Genomic DNA, 16,261 nt, shown 5'->3' with positions numbered 1-16,261 from the left:
ACCGGACGGTGTCGCATAACTGAGCTTTCCTCTGAAATGCGCCCTTATTAGGCTCGGGGCATGGCAGCCACGGCAGGATCGCCTCCAGACCCCGCGGACCCCGCGCGCAGCGGCGAGCACCCGGACCCCATGGACGCCGCCACTGAGGCCACCCGCAGCCTCCAGGGGCTGTCGTCCAAGCTGACCGCGCGGGTGCCGCAGTTGCTGGAGGCGATGCGCACCATCGGCGCGGGGTTGGACCTGCACATCACGCTGGACCGGATCGTGGAGACCGCCGCCGAGCTCGCCCATGCGCGCTATGCGGCGATCGGGATCATCGACGACGCCCGGGAGGGGCTGTCGGACTTCGTGACCTACGGCGTGACCGGGGAGCAGCACGAGCGGATCGGCGCGCTGCCCGACGGACACAAGGGCCTGCTCGGCGCGCTGATCCACGATCCGAAGCCGGTGCGGCTGGCCGATCTCACCAAGGACCCGCGCTCGGCCGGGTTCCCGCCGGGTCACCCGCCGATGCGCTCGTTCCTGGGTGTCCCGATCCGCGTCCAGGGCGAGATCTTCGGCAATCTCTATCTGACCGAGAAGCGCGGCGGGGAGTTCAGCGAAGAGGACCTGCACATGGTGCGGGTACTGGCGACCGAGGCGGGCATCGCGATCGGCAACGCCCGCTTGTACGCGGCGGCCCGGCACCGGGAGCGGTGGATCGACGGCTCGGTGGCGGTGACCACCGAGCTGCTCGCCGGCAGCGACGTCGATGACGCGCTCGCGGTGGTCGCCGAGCAGGCCCGGAAGCTGGCGGATTCGGCGGCCGGCATCGTACTGCTGCCCGACGAGGACGGCGGGTTGGAGATCGTTGCGGTGTCGGCCGACGACCCGACCGGGATCATCGGCACCCAGATCCCGCGGGACAGCCCCGTGACCGAGCAACTCCTCGCCGGGGACCCGGTGTTCGTGGACGATTCGGCCAGCGATCCGCGGATGGTCACCAACCTCGCGCCGCGCTACGGGCCGAGCATGATGCTGCCGCTCAAGAGCGGGGGGCGGGTGCTGGGCACCCTCGCCACGCCACGGGCCCGCGGCGCCCGCCCGTTCTCCGCCGCCGAGCGGACCCTGGCCACGCAGTTCGCCGCACAGGCCGCGCTGGCGCTGGTGCTGGCCGACGCCCAGCGCGACCGGGAGCGGCTGGCGGTCTTCGAGGACCGCGACCGGATCGCCCGCGACCTGCACGACCTCGTGATCCAGCGGCTGTTCGCGACGGGGATGGTGCTGGAGAGCGCCCAGCGCCGAACCGTGGTGCCGGAAGTAGCGGGCCGCGTCGGCAAGGCCATCGACGAACTCGACATCACCATCCAGGAGATCAGGACCGCGATCTTCGCCCTTCAACAGAGCCCCGCCGAGGCGCCGTCGGGGCTACAGACCCGGGTCCTGCGGGAGATCGGCACCGCCGCCGTGCCGCTCGGCTTCCAGCCCTCGGCGCAGTTCTTCGGTCCGGTCGATGCCAAGGTCAGCGAACTGGCCGGGAAGAACCTGATCGCCGCGCTGCGCGAGGCGCTGTCGAACGCCTTCCGGCACGCCGGGGCGACCCGGATCGAGGTGGTGGTGGACGCGACGATCAGCTTGCCGGACGGCACCCCCGGAGTCCGGTTGACCGTCGCGGACGACGGGGTGGGGATCGCGGAGGGCGGTCGCCGCAGCGGTCTGAAGAACCTCGCCAAGCGGGCGGAGTCGCTGGGCGGTTCGAGCACCTACGGGCCCGGGCTGGGCGAGGGCGGCGGGGGGACGATGGTGAGGTGGGAGGCGCCGCGGTGAGGGAGCGGGGCCTTGGCCGGCCAGGCGCGGTTTCACGTGAAACCATCGCCCTTTTCCGGGAGTTGACGCGTTTCACGTGAAACGAAGGCGCTGGAGAATGGCGTGCCGTTTCACGTGAAACAACTCAACCTGCCCTGTCCGCCTGTGGTTTCACGTGAAACCACGATTGTCGCCTCTCCCGGCGACTCTCCGGTCGTTTCCGGCGGCGGCTCAACGCTCCTGAAGAATCCGCTCGATGGCGAGGGCGACGCCGTCGTCGTTGTTGGACTCCGTGCGGTGGGTGGTGACCGCCAGCACGTCGGGGTGGGCGTTGGCCATGGCATACGAGGTGCCGGCCCAGGTGAGCATCTCGATGTCGTTCGGCATGTCTCCGAAGGCGACGACCTCGTCCGGCGCGATCCCCCGCTCCGCGCAACAGCGGGCGAGGGTGCCGGCCTTGCTGACGCCCAGGCCGCTGATCTCCAGGAGGGCGGTGGGGCTGGACCGGGTGAAGGACGCCAGGTGGCCCGCGGTGGCTCGGGCCAGCGTGAGGAAGGCGTCGGGGTCGAGGTCGGGGTGGTGCGCCAGCAGCTTGAGCACGGGCTGCTCGGCGCCGTCGACCGCCGCGGTTCCCGCGTCCGATCCGGTTGCCTCGGCGTCGGCCGAGAAGGGGCCGTCCGTGCCGGCGCCGTCCTCCGGAGCGGGGCACGACGGCGCGGTGAAATCCTCGGAGAGCAGCTCCTCCGCCGGTGCTATCACCGCGGCCGGGTCGAGGAGGAAGGGCGGGTACTGCGGCTCGTAGTGGATGCCGCCGGTCCGCTCGACGGCGAAGGAGGAGCCGGGGGCCGCCTCGCGCAGGGCGTGGACGACGTCGAGCGCCACCTTCTGGTCGAGGGGGCTGACCTCCACGATCCGGTTGCCCCGGTGCAGATCGACGACGGCGGCGCCGTTCGCGCAGATCGCCAGGCCGTGGCCGTGCACATGGTCGCTGACCACGTCCATCCAGCGGGCCGGCCGCCCGGTGACGAAGAACACCTCGATGCCCGCCTCCTCCGCGGCGGCCAGCGCGGCGATGGTCCGGTCGGAGACCCTCTTGTCGTCGTGCAGCAGCGTGCCGTCGAGGTCGGTGGCGATCAGCCGGATGGGCCGGGGCGGCGTGGCGGAGGCATCAGTCACGGGCTCATCTTCGCGTACCGGTACGTAGGGGCATGCGGTGGGTGGCCCGCACGAGCCCGGGGCGAGACGTGGCCGTACGGGGCTTCCGCGGGAGCCCCGTACGCTCGGGGACATGCGACTGAGCACTGTGATCCTGCCCGTCCGCCGTTGGTCCGAGGGCGGGAAGGAGGCGTGGCAGCGCGCCGAGGAGCTGGGTTTCCACGCCGCGTACACCTATGACCACCTGTCCTGGCGGAGCTTCCGCGACCTCACGTGGTTCGGCGCCCTCCCGACGTTGACCGCGGCCGCCGCCGCGACCTCCCGGATACGCCTGGGCACCCTCGTCACCTCGCCGAACTTCCGCCACCCGGTCACCCTCGCCAAGGAACTGATCTCGCTGGACGACATCAGCCAGGGCCGGGTCACGCTGGGCATCGGCGCCGGCGGCAACGGTTTCGACGCGACGGCGCTCGGCCAGGAGCCCTGGTCGCCGCGTGAACGGGCCGACCGCTTCGCCGAGTTCACCGCCCTGCTGGATCGGCTGCTGACCCAGGACGCCGTCACGTACGAGGGCACGCACTACTCCGCCGACGAGGCGCGCAACGTCCCCGGCTGCGTGCAGCGACCGCGGCTGCCGTTCGCGGTGGCGGCCACCGGCCCCCGCGGGCTGAAGCTGGCGGCCCGCCACGGCCAGGCGTGGGTGACGACCGGTGACCCCAAGGTCTCGAACGCGGGCGGCACGCCGGAGGAGTCCCGTGACGCCATCCGCGGGCAGATCGAGGGGCTGGCGAAGGCGTGCGCCGACCAGGGCCGGGACCTCGGCGAACTGCGGAAGATCATGCTGACCGGCTTCACCCCGGACCGGCCGTTGGATTCCCTGGACGCCTTCGTGGACTTCGCCGGCCGGCACGCCGAGTTGGGCATCGACGAGCTGGTGATCCACTGGCCGATCGCCGATTCGATCTTCGCCGCCGATCCGGCGGTCTTCGAGCGGATTGCCACCGAGGGGCTGGCACAGCTCGGCGCCTAGCGGTACATCCAGGACGTCAGTCCGTGCGCCCTGGTTCACCTCGGTATCCGGCCGAGGCTTTACCCGGTATATAGCCATCAAGAGGGAGAATTAGGGCAGCGGCGCAGTGTGTGGGGCCCGGTGCGCGCGAGGACAGCGGGTGACCGGGCCGGGGCACTGCGCGAAGTGCGGTGCGTTGTGGAGGAGCCATGGCACAGACCCGATTCGCCCCGGACCGCGGGCTGACCTCGCGCATGGTCATGACGATGTTCTTCATCGGACTGCTGTACGTCGTGGTCGTCAGCGCGTTGGTGGTGCTGCTCAAGGGCGCCTGGGTGGTGGTGTTGCTGATCGCGGGGGCCATGTTCATCGCGCAGTTCTGGTACAGCGACCGGATCGCGGCCTTCAGCATGGGCGCGCGCGAGGTCACGCCGGAGCAGGCACCCGAACTGCACGGCGCCGTGGACCGGCTGTGTGCGCTGGCCGACATGCCCAAGCCGAGGGTGGCGATCGCCGAGTCGGACGTGCCGAACGCCTTCGCCACCGGCCGTAACCAGAAGAACTCCATGGTCTGCGCCACGACCGGCCTGCTCAGGCGGCTGGAGCCGGAGGAACTGGAGGGCGTGCTGGCCCATGAGCTCTCCCATGTCGCCCATCGCGACGTCGCGGTGATGACCATCGCCTCGTTCCTCGGCGTCCTGGCCGGCATCATCACCCGCGCCGCCCTGTGGAGCGGCGTGGGCCGCAACAACCGGGACCAGAACGCCGCCATCGCCGTGCTGGTCGTCACCGCCGTCAGCGTCGTCGTCTACGCCATCAGCTTCCTGCTCACCAGGCTGCTCTCGCGCTACCGCGAGCTGTCCGCGGACCGGGCCGCCGCCCTGCTGACCGGCCGCCCCTCGGCGCTGGCCTCCGCCCTGACGAAGGTCACCGGCCAGATCGCACGGATCCCGACCGAGGACCTCCGCAAGGCCCAGCCGTTCAACGCCTTCTACTTCGCCCCTGCGTTCAACAAGGAGAGCTTCAACCAACTGCTGTCCTCGCACCCCACGTTGGAGCAGCGGCTCGACCAGCTCGGCCGGATAGCGGCGGAGTTGGGGCGGCCGTGAGCGGCAGCGCCCGGCGGGACGACGGAGGTCGGCGGGTGGCGATGTTTCCCGTGAAACATCCCACGACGCCCTCGCAGCAACGAATCAAGGAGTAAGCCGCGCATGGGATTTCTGGACGCCATCCTCGGCCGTAGCAAGCCGGTACGCCCGGATCTGGATCAGCTCTTCGCGCTGCCGTCGGCCGCGGTCACCCTCCAGGCCGCGGCCGACTTCACCCCCACCGGGCTCGGGTCGGTGTGCTTCGCGAGCGTGGAGGGCGGCGCCTTCTCGCGGATCCAGGAGGAGGCGCGTGCGCTCCTGGACGGTTCGGTGGAGTTCACGCAGGACGCCTACGGCTATACGTGGCTGCTGGTGCGGCACGCGCCGGAGGACGTGGCGGGCGTCGTCAACGACCTCCACGCGGTCAACACCTCCCTGGAAGAGGCGGGGTTCGGGCCGCAACTGCTGTGCTCGCTGCTCGGCTTCCGCGATGCGCGGCAGCGGTCGCTGGCGCTGGTCTACCTCTACAAGCGCGGCACGTTCTACCCGTTCGCGCCCCGGCCCGATGGTGACGAGAAGCGCGACAATCCGCTCGAACTCCAGGTGCGGGCGATGCTCGGGAACGATCTGACCATCGAGAAGGATCTCGCCCGGTGGTTCCCCGTGTGGGGGGCACCGGGACTCTGACCCGCCTGCCGTTGCCGGCGACCACGTCCGTCAACTCCCGCCAGGGAGAAGGGGAATGCGTGTCGCGCGACCGCTTCGGGTGGCTCGGTCGCCGGCGCCCAGCCCCGTGCGTCGAGGCGATGCCGATCCGGTCCGGCGCACGGCGACGCACGTCCGGCGAGGCCCTCACCCCGTGGGGCGCTGCTCCGCCTCCGGCTTTCCATCCTGCTTCTGCCGCTCCCCGCCGTGCTGCGCGCGGGCCAGTTCGCTGGCCTTCTCGGCCTTGGCGCTGGTCACCTCGTCGGCGGCCCAGCGGGCCCACTCCTCCATCGTCGCGGTCATTCGCAGGCCGTATTCGAGCGCGATCCGCCCGTAGACGGAGATCATCTCGTCGTCCCACTCCGAGGTGCGGTCAGTCTCCTCGTACCCGGTGCGCGCTCGGGCGGCGTTCTCGGCCTGCGTGAGCAGATACGTCTGTGCCTCAAGCGGCGTGAGGATGCCGAGGAAGAACACCCTCAACAGGCCGTCGTGGCGCTGGACGCCGGTGGGCGCGACATCGGTGAGCCAGTGGCGCAGCTCCCCCAGACCGTCGTCGGTGATCGCGTATTCCTTGCGACCGCGCGGACCGTGGGCGGTGACCTCCACCAGGCCGGCCGCCGTGAGCTTGCTGAGCTCGCCGTACACCTGGCTCTGGGTCGCCGGCCAGACGCTGCTCAGCGAGGCGTTGAACAGCTTCATCAAGTCGTAGCCGCTGGCCGGGGATTCGGCGAGCAGACCCAGCACCGCGTGTCTCAGGCTCATGAAGCGCACATTACCTTCCACAACTGACACGTCAAAGCTGGACTTTCCAATCTCGACATGTCACAGTTGGAATATCGCTGGGCGGGGAGGCCCGAGCCCGGGGCCCGCGTTGCGGTCGCGACCGCGGCCCGGCGCAGGAATGAACGGCCGCCGACCGTGGTCGGTCGCGAACAAGGGGGGAATCATGAGCTATCTGCGGGGCTTCGTGCCGTGGCTGGTCTTGGCGGGGGTGTCCGCGATCGGCTGGCAGTGGGGGGCGCTCGCCGGGCTGTTGACCTGTGTGGCGCTGCTGATAGCGGACCGTGCCGCGGGGTTCTCGCTGGAAGCCCGGCTGCTGGAGTACGGCACGCTCCTCTACTTCGCCGCCCTCTCCGTCCTGGCCTTCACTCATCCCGACAGCGCCCTCAAGGCATACAGCGGCGCACTCTCGATGGGCTGGCTGGCGCTCGTCTCCTGGGTGTCGATCGCCGTCCGGCGCCCCTTCACCGTGGCGATCGCCCGCCGCATGGCCCCGCCCGAGGTCTGGCACAGCCCGCTGTTCCGCCGCGTCAACGTCGTGATCACCGCGGCCTGGTCCCTGTCCTTCACCTTGTCCGCGATCGCCCAGGTGGTCATAGTCGCCGATGGCCTGAGTCCCGTCTTCTCGATCCTCGTGCAGCTCGCCGGGTTCGCCCTTCCCGCCCGCTTCACCGCCGCATACCCGGAGCGCGCCCGGGCCCGCTTCCTGCAACGGTCCGTAGCGCAGCTCGACATCCAGGGAGATATCGCCGCATGACCACCACACCGTCCGCCTCGGCTTCCGAATCCCCCGCCCCGCCACGGCACTTGGCCGGCAACTTCGCCCCGGTCACCGACGAACTGACCGCCCACGACCTCCCGGTCACCGGTGCCATCCCGCCGGAGCTCACGGGGTGGTACCTGCGCAACGGCCCCAACCCGCGGGACGCCGCCAGCCCGCACTGGTTCTTCGGGGACGGCATGGTCCACGGCGTGCGCCTGGAGGGCGGCCGGGCCATCTCCTACCGCAACCGCTGGGTCCGCACCTCGACGTTCACCGACGGCATCCCCGTCGTCGATGCCCAGGGGCACCGCAATCTGGCGGCCGGCGTGGCCAACACCCATGTCGTCCGGCACGCCGGGCGCACGCTGGCGCTGGTCGAGTCGTCCTTCCCCTGCGAAATCGACTGCCGTCCGGGGCACGAGCTGGAGACCCTCGGTCCCCACGATTTCGGCGGCCGGCTCACCACCGCCATGACCGCCCACCCCAAGACCTGCCCCCTCACCGGTGAGCTGCACTTCTTCGGCTACGGCAGCGGCGCACCGCCCTATCTGACCTACCACCGCGCGGACGCGGCAGGGGAGTTGACGGTCAGCCGACCCATCGAGGTGCCCGCCGCCACGATGATGCATGACTTCCATCTGACGGCCCGCCATGTCGTCTTCATGGACCTGCCGATGGTCCACGACCGCGGCCGCCCCGGCATGCCGTACGGCTGGGATCCCGAATACGGGGCCCGTCTGGGGGTGTTGCGCCGCGACGACCCCTACGGCGAGGTCCGCTGGCTGGCCATTGACCCCTGCTACGTCTTCCACTCGCTGAACGCCCATGACGACGGTGACCAGCGGATCGTCCTCTACGTATCCCGGTACGCCACGCTGGACGCCCCGGCGCCGCCCTGCCTGTGGCGCTGGACGATCGATCTCGCGGCCGGCACCGTGACCGAGGAGCAAATCGACGACCAGGTGGGCGAGTTCCCGCGGATAGACGACCGGCTCGCGGGTCAGCCCGCCCGTTTCGGCCATGTCACGGCCGCCGAGGTACCGGGGACCGGCGCGATACCCGGGGCCCTGATCCGCTATGACCTGTGGACCGGCGCGACGGCCCGCCATGACTTCGGCCCGGGCCGCACCCCGGGCGAGGCGGCGTTCGCCCCGGCCGACGACCGGCCGGGCGGACCGGGTTGGCTGATCACCTACGTCTATGACGCGACCACCGACACCAGCGATCTGGTGGTCCTCGACGCGGAGGACATCACCGCCGGCCCGGTCGCCACGGTGTCCCTACCCCGCCGGGTGCCTTACGGATTCCACGGCAACTGGCTCCCGGACCCGGCCGCTTGAGAGAACCCGTCGGGGTGGCCGGGCGGGCGCGGCGTCCGGCTCGATCCTTGACAACTGGAGAGGGAAGCATGCGGGGCACGGCCGGCGGTCGCCGCTGGCCGCCGCGTCCCGGCGGGAGGCGGGGCCGGGTGCCGGCGGTTGGCCGCCCGGGGCAGCTCAGTGTCCCGGGGCGTCCTCCGCCGCGGCCCCGGGGCCGTGCGCTTCGGCGGTCAGGGCGTCCATGGCGCGGGCGTGCACCTCGCGCTGTGCGGCGGCGGCGATAAAGGCGGCGGCGTTCCCCGGACCCACCAGATCGCGCACCGCCCGAACCGCCTCGACGGGCAGCAGCACGGCCTCCGAGCCGGTCGTGGGACGGGGGTCCGCTACGGGACCGGAAGCCGCGGCCTTCACTGGGCGGGCCCCCTGGTGCGGGCTGGCCGCTGCCTCGGTCGCCCGGGAGACGCGCCCGGCCTCGGCCCGCTTACCGGACGGTGCGCCGTCGCCCGGCTCATGGGACGCCGGCGCGGCGGGGCATCGGGCGTCCGTGGCGGTGCGGTCGTCATCCGGTCCGTTCGGCGCGGTGGCGACCGGGTCCCGTTGGTCGGCGGGCAGGGCCTCCGTCAGGTGGTGGCGGATGTACCGGCTGGCCAGTGTGCGCATGGCGCGGGCGAGTTCGGCGTCGACGGTCTGCTGGGCCAGCGGGCGCAGCCGCCGCACCAGCGTCGTGGCCTCGGCGGCCTCGGCCTCGGTGGGCGGGTGGTCCAGGAACGCCTGGAAGACGTGCTTGGTGGTGAAGTCCAGGAAACGGGAGGCGATGTGCTCCACCTGGCCGCGCAGCTCTCGCAGATGCCCGGAGATCGCCAACAGCGGGACGCCCGCCGAGTACAGCTCGATGGCGACGGCGAGCTCCTGCGGGCTGGGGACCAGGAACTCGTCGTCCCGCCCGAGCACGGGTACGAGCACGCTCAACTCGACGGCCTCGGCGACCGCCTGTTCGTTCGGGGCGCCACCGAAGGCGGTGTCCAGGTCGGTTCGGCTGATGCGGGTCGGCTTCTCGTCGGTCCACGGTCCGTCAATCTCGGCGACCAGGCCCAGGACGCCGTCGAGTCCGCGTCCGGCGTCCCAGGCTTCGAGGAGCTCCTTGATGCTGGCGAGGGTGTAACCGCGGTCGAGCAGGTCGGCGATCTGGCGCAGCCGGGCCAGATGGGCGGCGCCGTAGACGTTGGCGCGGCCGCGCCGTTCGGGGCGGGGCAGCAGCCCCCGGTCCTGGTAGGCGCGGATGGTGCGGACCGTGGCGCCACTGAGATGGGCCAGGTCCTCGATGCGGTACTCGGCCGTCGGCGGCTCGGTCGTCACTGCGGTGCTCCTTACGGGGCGGCCACCTCGTCGAGGCGGCCGTGGGCCGGTCGGCCATCCCCGGGCGGTGGCGGCAGGGCGGTTGCCCACGGGGTGGCCGTGCCGAAGGCCGGGTGGGCCACGGGCGGCGCCCCCGCCACGAGCGGCCCCGGCATGGGCCGGGTCTGGCGGTGCCACGATACGGCTGCCGCGGGGACCCGGGCGGGGCGGCCGCGGCTGCGTTACGGGAGGTCGGCCACGGCGTAACCCCGCCCGTTACGGCCGGGCTTGCCCGTCACGGCTGCGGCCCGCCCGCCGCGGCCCGGCCCCGACCACTCACGTCCCGGCCCGGCAGGCCGCCCGCACCGGGGCCGGAGCGTGCGCGCATCACCGCAGAGCCGCGCGCCCCACCGCGCCCGCTGCGGTGCGGGCGGCCGGGGAGGAGGCCAGGTAGGCGAGGGCGGCACGGAGCGAGCCTTCCTGGGAGGGGTGGTAGGAGCGCCGGAGATAGCGGGGGATCGCCGTGCCCAGCTCCCGCCAGGTGGGCAGCAGGCCCCTGCGGACGGCGCGGTTGTGCTGGCGCAGCGAGTAGCGGGAGCGCGTGGCCAGTTGGGGATCGTGGCGCAGGAGGTAGGCCGCGCCCCAGGCCCAGAGGTAGAGCAGGACCGGCGCCGTCACGGCCATCGCCAGGGCCCGGCGGGCGTAGCGGGCGGGTTCCTCGCCGCCGGTGTGCTGGTACATGTCGAAGGCGACCGCCCGGTGTTCGACCTCCTCGGCGCCGTGCCAGCGGAGCAGATCGAGCATCACCGGGTCGGGGGCGACGCGGTCCAGGCCGTCGGCGGCCAGCACCCAGTTGCCCAGCACGGCGGTGAACTGCTCGATGGCGGCGATCAGGGCGAGCCGGAAGCGCAGCCACTCCTGCTCGGGCACCGGGGTGCCGAACGGAGGCCGCTCCCCCAGGAGGTACTCGAAGAGGAAGTCGACGTGCCGGGTGTAGGGGGCGGTGTCGAGGCCCTGGTGGGCCAGGTGGTCCAGAACATAGGAGTGCTGGACGCTGTGGGTGGCCTCCTGGCCCATGAACCCCTTGACGTCCTTGAGGAGTTGCTCGTCCCGGACGAGGGGGAGGGCCTCCTTGAAGACCTTGACGAACCACCGTTCGCCGGCGGGGAGCAGCAGGTGCAGCACGTTGATCACATGGGTGGCGGTGGGTTCGTCCGGTATCCAGTGCAGCGGCGTCTCGCGCCAGTCGAAGGCGACCCGGCGGGGTGTGATGGGGTGGTGCTCCAGGGGGTGGGGCGTGCTCATCAGCGACTCCTGACGTGCGGGTTCTCCTGGCCGTGGGCGTGGGGCGGGCGTTCGGGCCGGGGTGGCCCGAACGCACACCGGGTGCGGGCTGTGGGTGGCGTGGGCCGGCTACATGGGGGGCTCGATGCGGGCGAGGGCCCGCAGCGCCCGCGGCGTGAAGCGGGACAGCAGTCGGGCGCCATGCGCCTCGGGCGTGACCGGGACCACCGCCTGGTTGCGGACGACCGCGCGCAGGATGGCGTCGGCGACCTTCTCCGGCGGGTAGTTGCGCTTCCCGTACATCCGCGCGGCCTTGTCCTGGCGGCGCTTCTCCTCCTCGGCGGAGACGCCGGTGAAGCGGGCGGTGCCGGTGATGCCGGTGTTGACCAGCCCGGGGCAGATGGCGGTGACGCCGATGCCCCGGCCGGCGAGTTCGGCGCGCAGGCACTCACTGAGCATCAGGACGGCCGCCTTGGAGGTGCTGTAGGCGGGCAGGATCCGGGACGGTTGGAAGGCGGCGGCCGAGGCGGTGTTGACGATGTGGCCGCCCTGGCCGCGGTCTGCCATCCGCCCGCCGAAGATCCGGCAGCCGTGGATGACGCCCCACAGGTTGACGTCCAGGACCTTCTTCCAGTCCTCGGTGGTGGTGTCCAGGAAGGAGCCGGACAGGCCGATGCCGGCGTTGTTGACCAGCACGTCCACGGGGCCGTACTCGGCGTCGACCTTGTCGGCCAGCTTCTCCATCGCCGCCTCGTCGGAGACGTCGACGGCCTCGCCCCACGCCTCCGGTGCGCCGATCAGCCGCGCCAGCTCGGCGGTCCGGGACGCCCCCTCCGCGTCCCGGTCGACGGCGACGACCCGTGCACCGGCCTCCGCGAAGGCGAACGCGGTGGCCCGGCCGATGCCGCTGGCCGCGCCGGTCACCAACACCAGTTGGCCGCCGAAGCGATCGGCGTACGGGCCGGTGGCCACGACGCCCTTCGCCGGATCGCCCTCCTCCTTGGCGGTGACGAACTCATCGATCCAGGCGACGAGTTGGTCGGGGCGGGTGCGGGGCACCCAGTGCTTCGCCGGGAGCGTGCGGCGCACCAACTCGGGCGCCCACTGGTCGAGATCGTCGTAGAGCCGCTGGGAGAGGAACGCGTCGCCGGTGGGGACGATGAGCTGGACCGGGCAGTGGGCGTAGGCGTCGGCGCGCGGGCGGCGCAGCCGGGCGCGGACGTTGTCGCGGTACAGCCAGGCGCCGTGCGCCGCGTCGGTGGGCAGCGACGCGGTGGGGTAGTCGCCGTCGGGCACCTTCTCCACCCGCTGGAGGATGCTCGGCCAGCGCTTGCCGAGCGGGCCCTTCCAGGCGAGCTCGGGGAGCGCGGGCGTGTGCAGCAGGTAGACGTACCAGGACTTGGCACCCTGGCCCAGCAGTTGGGCCGTCCGCCCGGGGGTGGGGCGGGCCATCCGCTTCTTGATCCAGTGGCCGAAGTGGTCGAGGGACGGCCCGGACATCGAGGTGAAGGAGGCGATCCGACCCTCCGTGCGCCGCACGGTGGCGAACTCCCAGGACTGGACGGAGCCCCAGTCGTGGCCCACGAGGTGGACCGGCCGATCGGGGCTGACCGCGTCCGCCACGGCCAGGAAGTCGTCGGTCAGCTTCTCCAGGGTGAAGCCGCCGCGCAGCGGCCGCGGTGCGGTGGACCGGCCGCAGCCCCGGACGTCGTAGAGCACCACGTGGAAGCGCTCGGCCAGGCCGCGGGCGACCTCGGACCACACCTCCTTGCTGTCCGGATAGCCGTGCACCAGCACCACCGTGGGCCGGTCCGGATCGCCGAGTTCGGCGACGCACAGTTCGATCCCGCCGGTGCGCACCCGGCGCTCCCGGGCCTCCGGGAGCCCGGCGGTCACCGCCGTCCCCCCGTCCGCCCGTTCGCGGCCCTGCTGCGCGTCCCGTCCACGTCCCGTCTTCACGCGGCCTTCTCCTCCTGCCAGCGCCGCACGTGCGGCAGATCGTCGTCCAGCCAAAAGGCGCTCTCCTGCGGGTCCTTGGAGTCCGTCACGACCAGGATCTCCTCGAACTTCGCCCCGGTGCCCCGGAAGCCGAGGTGGGGTTCGACCGCCCACAGGCCGGGCTGCGGCGGGTGGTCGGAGAAGCGGTACGGGCTCCACAGCGGGGACCAGCCGTCCCGGTGGCCGTGCAGCGCGTCCGAGGCGAGGCCCTTGAGGGACTGGGTGCCGAACCCGAAGAGGGTGGGGGACCAGTTGCGCTGCCGGACCCGGTCGACCTTGTGCGCGATGACGCCGAAGGGATAGGCGCGGTGGCGGTTGGCATACCCCTGCCGGGTCATCAGCCGGTCGACGTCCTGGTAGATCTCGCGCAGCGGGCGCCGTTCGCGCACCTCGCGCAGGATCAGTTCGCGGTGTGCCTCCAGGTCGGCGAGGAGCCGGTCGTGCAGGGGGTTGAGGCCCAGGCAGCCGGAGTAGCCGATGTCGGCGGTGAAGCCGTTGTGCACCGGCGCCATGTCGAGGATGAACGGCATCCCCGCTTCCAGTTGCCGATTGGTCGGGAAGAACTGGAGCGGCACGCGGAAGTTGACGAACGCGGTGCGGTCGCCGAACCACGCGAACGGCAGGTGGAACCAGTCCTGCACTCCGCGCTCGCGCAGCCACTCGCGCTGCATCCGTGCCGCGGCGCGCTCGGTGATCCCGGGCTTGAGCTGGGCGGCCACCGCCTCCGCGCAGGCGTAGGCGAGCCGTTGGACCTCCTGGAATCCCCTGAGCTCGGTGGTGAGTCCTCCCGTTGCTGCTGCGGTCGCTGAGGTGACTGAGGCCATCGCCTACCGTCCGTCCGTGAGCGGTCCATTGCGGTACGTGCCCGTAACTTGCCACTGATGAATGTGACAATGACTGGCGGCTGCGTCAAGGGGTGTGTGCCGACGAGGCCGATGACACGGCGCGCCCCTGAGTCCGACTGCCGCTGAAGCATGAGAACCCCTACGGGTTCGTCGTACCGGAGTGGTAGGCGAAGACCACCGCTGGGGTTGACGACGGGTGTGTCGGGCGCCACTACCTTCGAACACGTGACTGTGATCGTGACCGAAAGCCTGACCAAGCGGTACCCGAGGGTGACCGCGCTGGACCGGCTCTCCGTGGACATCGCCCCCGGCGTGACGGGCCTGGTGGGTGCCAACGGTGCCGGCAAGTCGACCCTGATCAAGATCCTGCTCGGTCTGGCCCCGGCCACCGAAGGGACCGCCCGCGTCCTCGGGCTGGACGTGACCAAGGACGGCAGCACCATTCGTGAGCGGGTCGGCTACATGCCCGAGCACGACTGCCTGCCGCCGGACGTCTCGGCCACCGAGTTCGTGGTGCACATGGCGCGGATGTCCGGCCTGCCGCCGACCGCCGCCCGGGAGCGCACCGCCGACACCCTGCGCCACGTCGGCCTCTACGAGGAGCGGTACCGCCCCATCGGCGGCTACTCCACGGGCATGAAGCAGCGGGTGAAGCTGGCCCAAGCGCTGGTGCACGACCCGCAGTTGGTCTTCCTGGACGAGCCGACCAACGGCCTGGACCCGGTGGGCCGGGACGAGATGCTCGGCCTCATCCGGCGGGTCCACACCGACTTCGGCATCTCGGTCCTGGTCACCTCCCACCTCCTGGGGGAGCTGGAGCGCACCTGCGACCACGTCGTCGTGGTCGACGGCGGCAAGCTGCTGCGGTCCTCCTCCACCACGGAGTTCACCAAGGTCACCACCTCACTGGCGGTGGAGGTCACGGACACCGACGCCCACCCGGACGGCACCGGCGCGCTGCGCGCAGCGCTGACCGCGGCCGGCGCCGCGGTGACCACCGGCGCCCCCGGGACGGAGGGGCTCGCCTCTCCCGGGCACGTCCTCTTCGTCGAGGCGTCCGGGGACGGGACGTACGACCTGGTGCGGGACACCGTCGCCGGGCTCGGGCTGGGCCTGGTGCGGATGGAGCAGCGCCGGCACCAGATCGCCGAGGTGTTCCGCGACGCGGACGCGCAGGCGGCAGGGGCGCGGCCGCGGGCCGGTGCCGGGCAGGAGAGCAACGCGACGGCGGGGCGGGGCACCGATCGCCCCACCACCGTGGGCGGAGGGAACGCAGGATGAGTACGGAAACCACGCCGGGCGGCGCCTACATCCACAACATCGGCTACCGGCACTACGACGGCCCCCGGTTGGGCCGCGGCTACGCCCGGCGGTCGCTGTTCTCGCAGAGCCTGCGCGGCGCCTACGGCATCGGGCGGTCGGCGAAGAGCAAGGTGCTGCCGATGCTGCTCTTCGCGGTGATGTGCCTGCCGGCCGGCATCCTGGTCGCGGTGACGATGTTCACCAAGGCCCACAGCCTGCCGCTGGGTTACACCGAATACGCCGTCTACCTCCAGGCCGTCATCGGCCTCTACCTGGCGTCCCAGGCCCCGCAGTCCGTCTCCCGCGACCTGCGCTTCAAGACCACGCCGCTGTACTTCTCCCGGCCGATCGAGCGGGCCGACTACGTCATGGCGAAGTTCGCGGCGATGGCGAGCGCGCTGTTCCTGCTCACCGCCGCGCCGCTGGTGATCCTCTATGTCGGGGCGCTGCTGGGGAAGTTGGACTTCCTCGACCAGACCAAGGGGTTCGGGCAGGGACTGGTCAGCGTGGCGCTGCTGTCGCTGCTGTTCGCCGGCATCGGGCTGGTCGTCTCGGCGCTCACACCCCGGCGCGGGTTCGGCGTCGCCGCCGTGATCGCCGTGCTCACCATCCCGTACGGCGCGGTCAGCGCGATCCAGGGCATCGCCACCCTCCGGGGCAGCGACGGCGCCGTCGGCTGGCTGGGGCTCTTCTCGCCCATCACCCTCGTCGACGGAGTGCAGGCCACGTTCCTGGGCGGCAGCAGTTCCTTCCCCAACGGGCTGACGCCGTCCACCGCCGCCGGGTTCGTCTACCTCCTCGTCGCGCTGCTCGTCATAGCCGGCTGCTACGGCCTGCTGATGCGCCGCTACCGGAAGGCCGGACTGTGACCGCCCACCCCTCACCCGAAGACC

The 16,261-nt window shown here is 71.7% G+C and carries 14 protein-coding genes; 8 read left to right on the top strand and 6 right to left on the bottom strand.

Annotated elements, in window-relative coordinates; all coding sequences use genetic code 11:
• Window positions 1–129: 129 nt before the first annotated feature.
• Window positions 130–1,806 carry a sensor histidine kinase gene (locus PV796_RS19555; RefSeq protein WP_274919134.1) on the top strand — a complete coding sequence of 559 codons (1,677 nt, stop codon included), beginning with the start codon at window positions 130–132 and terminating at the stop codon, window positions 1,804–1,806.
• 210 nt (window positions 1,807–2,016) lie between these two features.
• Here PV796_RS19555 and PV796_RS19550 read toward each other — a convergent pair whose 3' ends face one another.
• Window positions 2,017–2,961 (bottom strand): HAD family hydrolase, encoded by a 945-nt coding sequence (locus PV796_RS19550; protein ID WP_274914587.1) that lies wholly within the window; start codon window positions 2,959–2,961, stop codon window positions 2,017–2,019.
• A 112-nt stretch (window positions 2,962–3,073) separates the two neighbouring features.
• Between PV796_RS19550 and PV796_RS19545 the strand changes: the two genes are divergently transcribed.
• From PV796_RS19545 to pspAB, 3 genes are all read left to right on the top strand, one after another.
• Complete coding sequence (locus PV796_RS19545) at window positions 3,074–3,970, top strand: LLM class flavin-dependent oxidoreductase (protein ID WP_274914586.1); 897 nt, start codon at window positions 3,074–3,076, stop codon at window positions 3,968–3,970.
• Window positions 3,971–4,158: 188 nt separating this feature from the next.
• Window positions 4,159–5,058: a zinc metalloprotease HtpX gene (gene htpX / locus PV796_RS19540; protein ID WP_274914585.1), complete on the top strand. Its 900-nt coding sequence runs from the start codon at window positions 4,159–4,161 to the stop codon at window positions 5,056–5,058.
• A 102-nt stretch (window positions 5,059–5,160) separates the two neighbouring features.
• Entirely contained in the window at window positions 5,161–5,724 is a 564-nt protein-coding gene (pspAB, locus tag PV796_RS19535; RefSeq protein WP_274914584.1) for a PspA-associated protein PspAB, read from the top strand.
• A 165-nt stretch (window positions 5,725–5,889) separates the two neighbouring features.
• On the opposite strand, the gene PV796_RS19530 is transcribed toward pspAB, so the two are convergent.
• Entirely contained in the window at window positions 5,890–6,504 is a 615-nt protein-coding gene (locus PV796_RS19530; protein ID WP_274914583.1) for a PadR family transcriptional regulator, read from the bottom strand.
• Window positions 6,505–6,688: 184 nt separating this feature from the next.
• Here PV796_RS19530 and PV796_RS19525 point away from each other — a divergent pair, with 184 nt between their 5' ends.
• Together PV796_RS19525 and PV796_RS19520 are read left to right on the top strand one after the other, a co-directional pair.
• On the top strand, window positions 6,689–7,279 hold the full coding sequence (locus tag PV796_RS19525; RefSeq protein ID WP_274914582.1) for a hypothetical protein: 591 nt from the start codon (window positions 6,689–6,691) through the stop codon (window positions 7,277–7,279).
• Window positions 7,276–8,625: a carotenoid oxygenase family protein gene (locus PV796_RS19520; protein ID WP_274914581.1), complete on the top strand. Its 1,350-nt coding sequence runs from the start codon at window positions 7,276–7,278 to the stop codon at window positions 8,623–8,625. Before PV796_RS19525 ends, PV796_RS19520 begins: the two co-directional genes overlap by 4 nt.
• Window positions 8,626–8,781: 156 nt before the next feature.
• Here the strand turns inward: PV796_RS19520 and PV796_RS19515 are convergent, their stop codons facing one another.
• The 4 genes from PV796_RS19515 to PV796_RS19500 form a co-directional block, all read right to left on the bottom strand.
• Complete coding sequence (locus PV796_RS19515) at window positions 8,782–9,960, bottom strand: MerR family transcriptional regulator (RefSeq protein ID WP_274914580.1); 1,179 nt, start codon at window positions 9,958–9,960, stop codon at window positions 8,782–8,784.
• A gap of 366 nt (window positions 9,961–10,326) precedes the next feature.
• Complete coding sequence (locus tag PV796_RS19510; RefSeq protein WP_274914579.1) at window positions 10,327–11,244, bottom strand: metal-dependent hydrolase; 918 nt, start codon at window positions 11,242–11,244, stop codon at window positions 10,327–10,329.
• A gap of 108 nt (window positions 11,245–11,352) precedes the next feature.
• A complete protein-coding gene (locus tag PV796_RS19505; RefSeq protein ID WP_274919132.1) occupies window positions 11,353–13,119 on the bottom strand; it encodes an SDR family oxidoreductase in 1,767 nt (588 codons plus the stop codon).
• Window positions 13,120–13,178: 59 nt separating this feature from the next.
• The gene (locus tag PV796_RS19500) at window positions 13,179–14,045 is read right to left on the bottom strand and encodes a M24 family metallopeptidase (protein ID WP_274914578.1); all 867 of its coding nucleotides are present in this window, start codon (window positions 14,043–14,045) and stop codon (window positions 13,179–13,181) included.
• A gap of 246 nt (window positions 14,046–14,291) precedes the next feature.
• Between PV796_RS19500 and PV796_RS19495 the strand changes: the two genes are divergently transcribed.
• Together PV796_RS19495 and PV796_RS19490 are read left to right on the top strand one after the other, a co-directional pair.
• A complete protein-coding gene (locus PV796_RS19495; protein WP_446750608.1) occupies window positions 14,292–15,347 on the top strand; it encodes an ABC transporter ATP-binding protein in 1,056 nt (351 codons plus the stop codon).
• Window positions 15,344–16,237: an ABC transporter permease subunit gene (locus tag PV796_RS19490; RefSeq protein ID WP_274914576.1), complete on the top strand. Its 894-nt coding sequence runs from the start codon at window positions 15,344–15,346 to the stop codon at window positions 16,235–16,237. The genes PV796_RS19495 and PV796_RS19490 overlap by 4 nt, the downstream gene beginning before the upstream one ends.
• The last annotated feature ends 24 nt before the right edge of the window (window positions 16,238–16,261 follow it).

Source organism: Streptomyces sp. WZ-12 (assembly GCF_028898845.1).
GTDB lineage: Bacteria > Actinomycetota > Actinomycetes > Streptomycetales > Streptomycetaceae > Streptomyces.
This window is presented reverse-complemented; position numbering and strand designations above follow the sequence as displayed.

Excerpts from the sequence above, each read along its gene's own strand:
- PV796_RS19555 (WP_274919134.1), top strand. The coding sequence starts at position 130 with ATGGACGCCGCCACTGAGGCCACCCGCAGCCTCCAGGGGCTGTCGTCC.
- PV796_RS19545 (WP_274914586.1), top strand. The coding sequence starts at position 3,074 with ATGCGACTGAGCACTGTGATCCTGCCCGTCCGCCGTTGGTCCGAGGGC.
- htpX (WP_274914585.1), top strand. The coding sequence starts at position 4,159 with ATGGCACAGACCCGATTCGCCCCGGACCGCGGGCTGACCTCGCGCATG.
- pspAB (WP_274914584.1), top strand. The coding sequence starts at position 5,161 with ATGGGATTTCTGGACGCCATCCTCGGCCGTAGCAAGCCGGTACGCCCG.
- PV796_RS19530 (WP_274914583.1), bottom strand. The coding sequence starts at position 6,504 with ATGAGCCTGAGACACGCGGTGCTGGGTCTGCTCGCCGAATCCCCGGCC.
- PV796_RS19525 (WP_274914582.1), top strand. The coding sequence starts at position 6,689 with ATGAGCTATCTGCGGGGCTTCGTGCCGTGGCTGGTCTTGGCGGGGGTG.
- PV796_RS19520 (WP_274914581.1), top strand. The coding sequence starts at position 7,276 with ATGACCACCACACCGTCCGCCTCGGCTTCCGAATCCCCCGCCCCGCCA.
- PV796_RS19510 (WP_274914579.1), bottom strand. The coding sequence starts at position 11,244 with ATGAGCACGCCCCACCCCCTGGAGCACCACCCCATCACACCCCGCCGG.
- PV796_RS19500 (WP_274914578.1), bottom strand. The coding sequence starts at position 14,045 with ATGGCCTCAGTCACCTCAGCGACCGCAGCAGCAACGGGAGGACTCACC.
- PV796_RS19490 (WP_274914576.1), top strand. The coding sequence starts at position 15,344 with ATGAGTACGGAAACCACGCCGGGCGGCGCCTACATCCACAACATCGGC.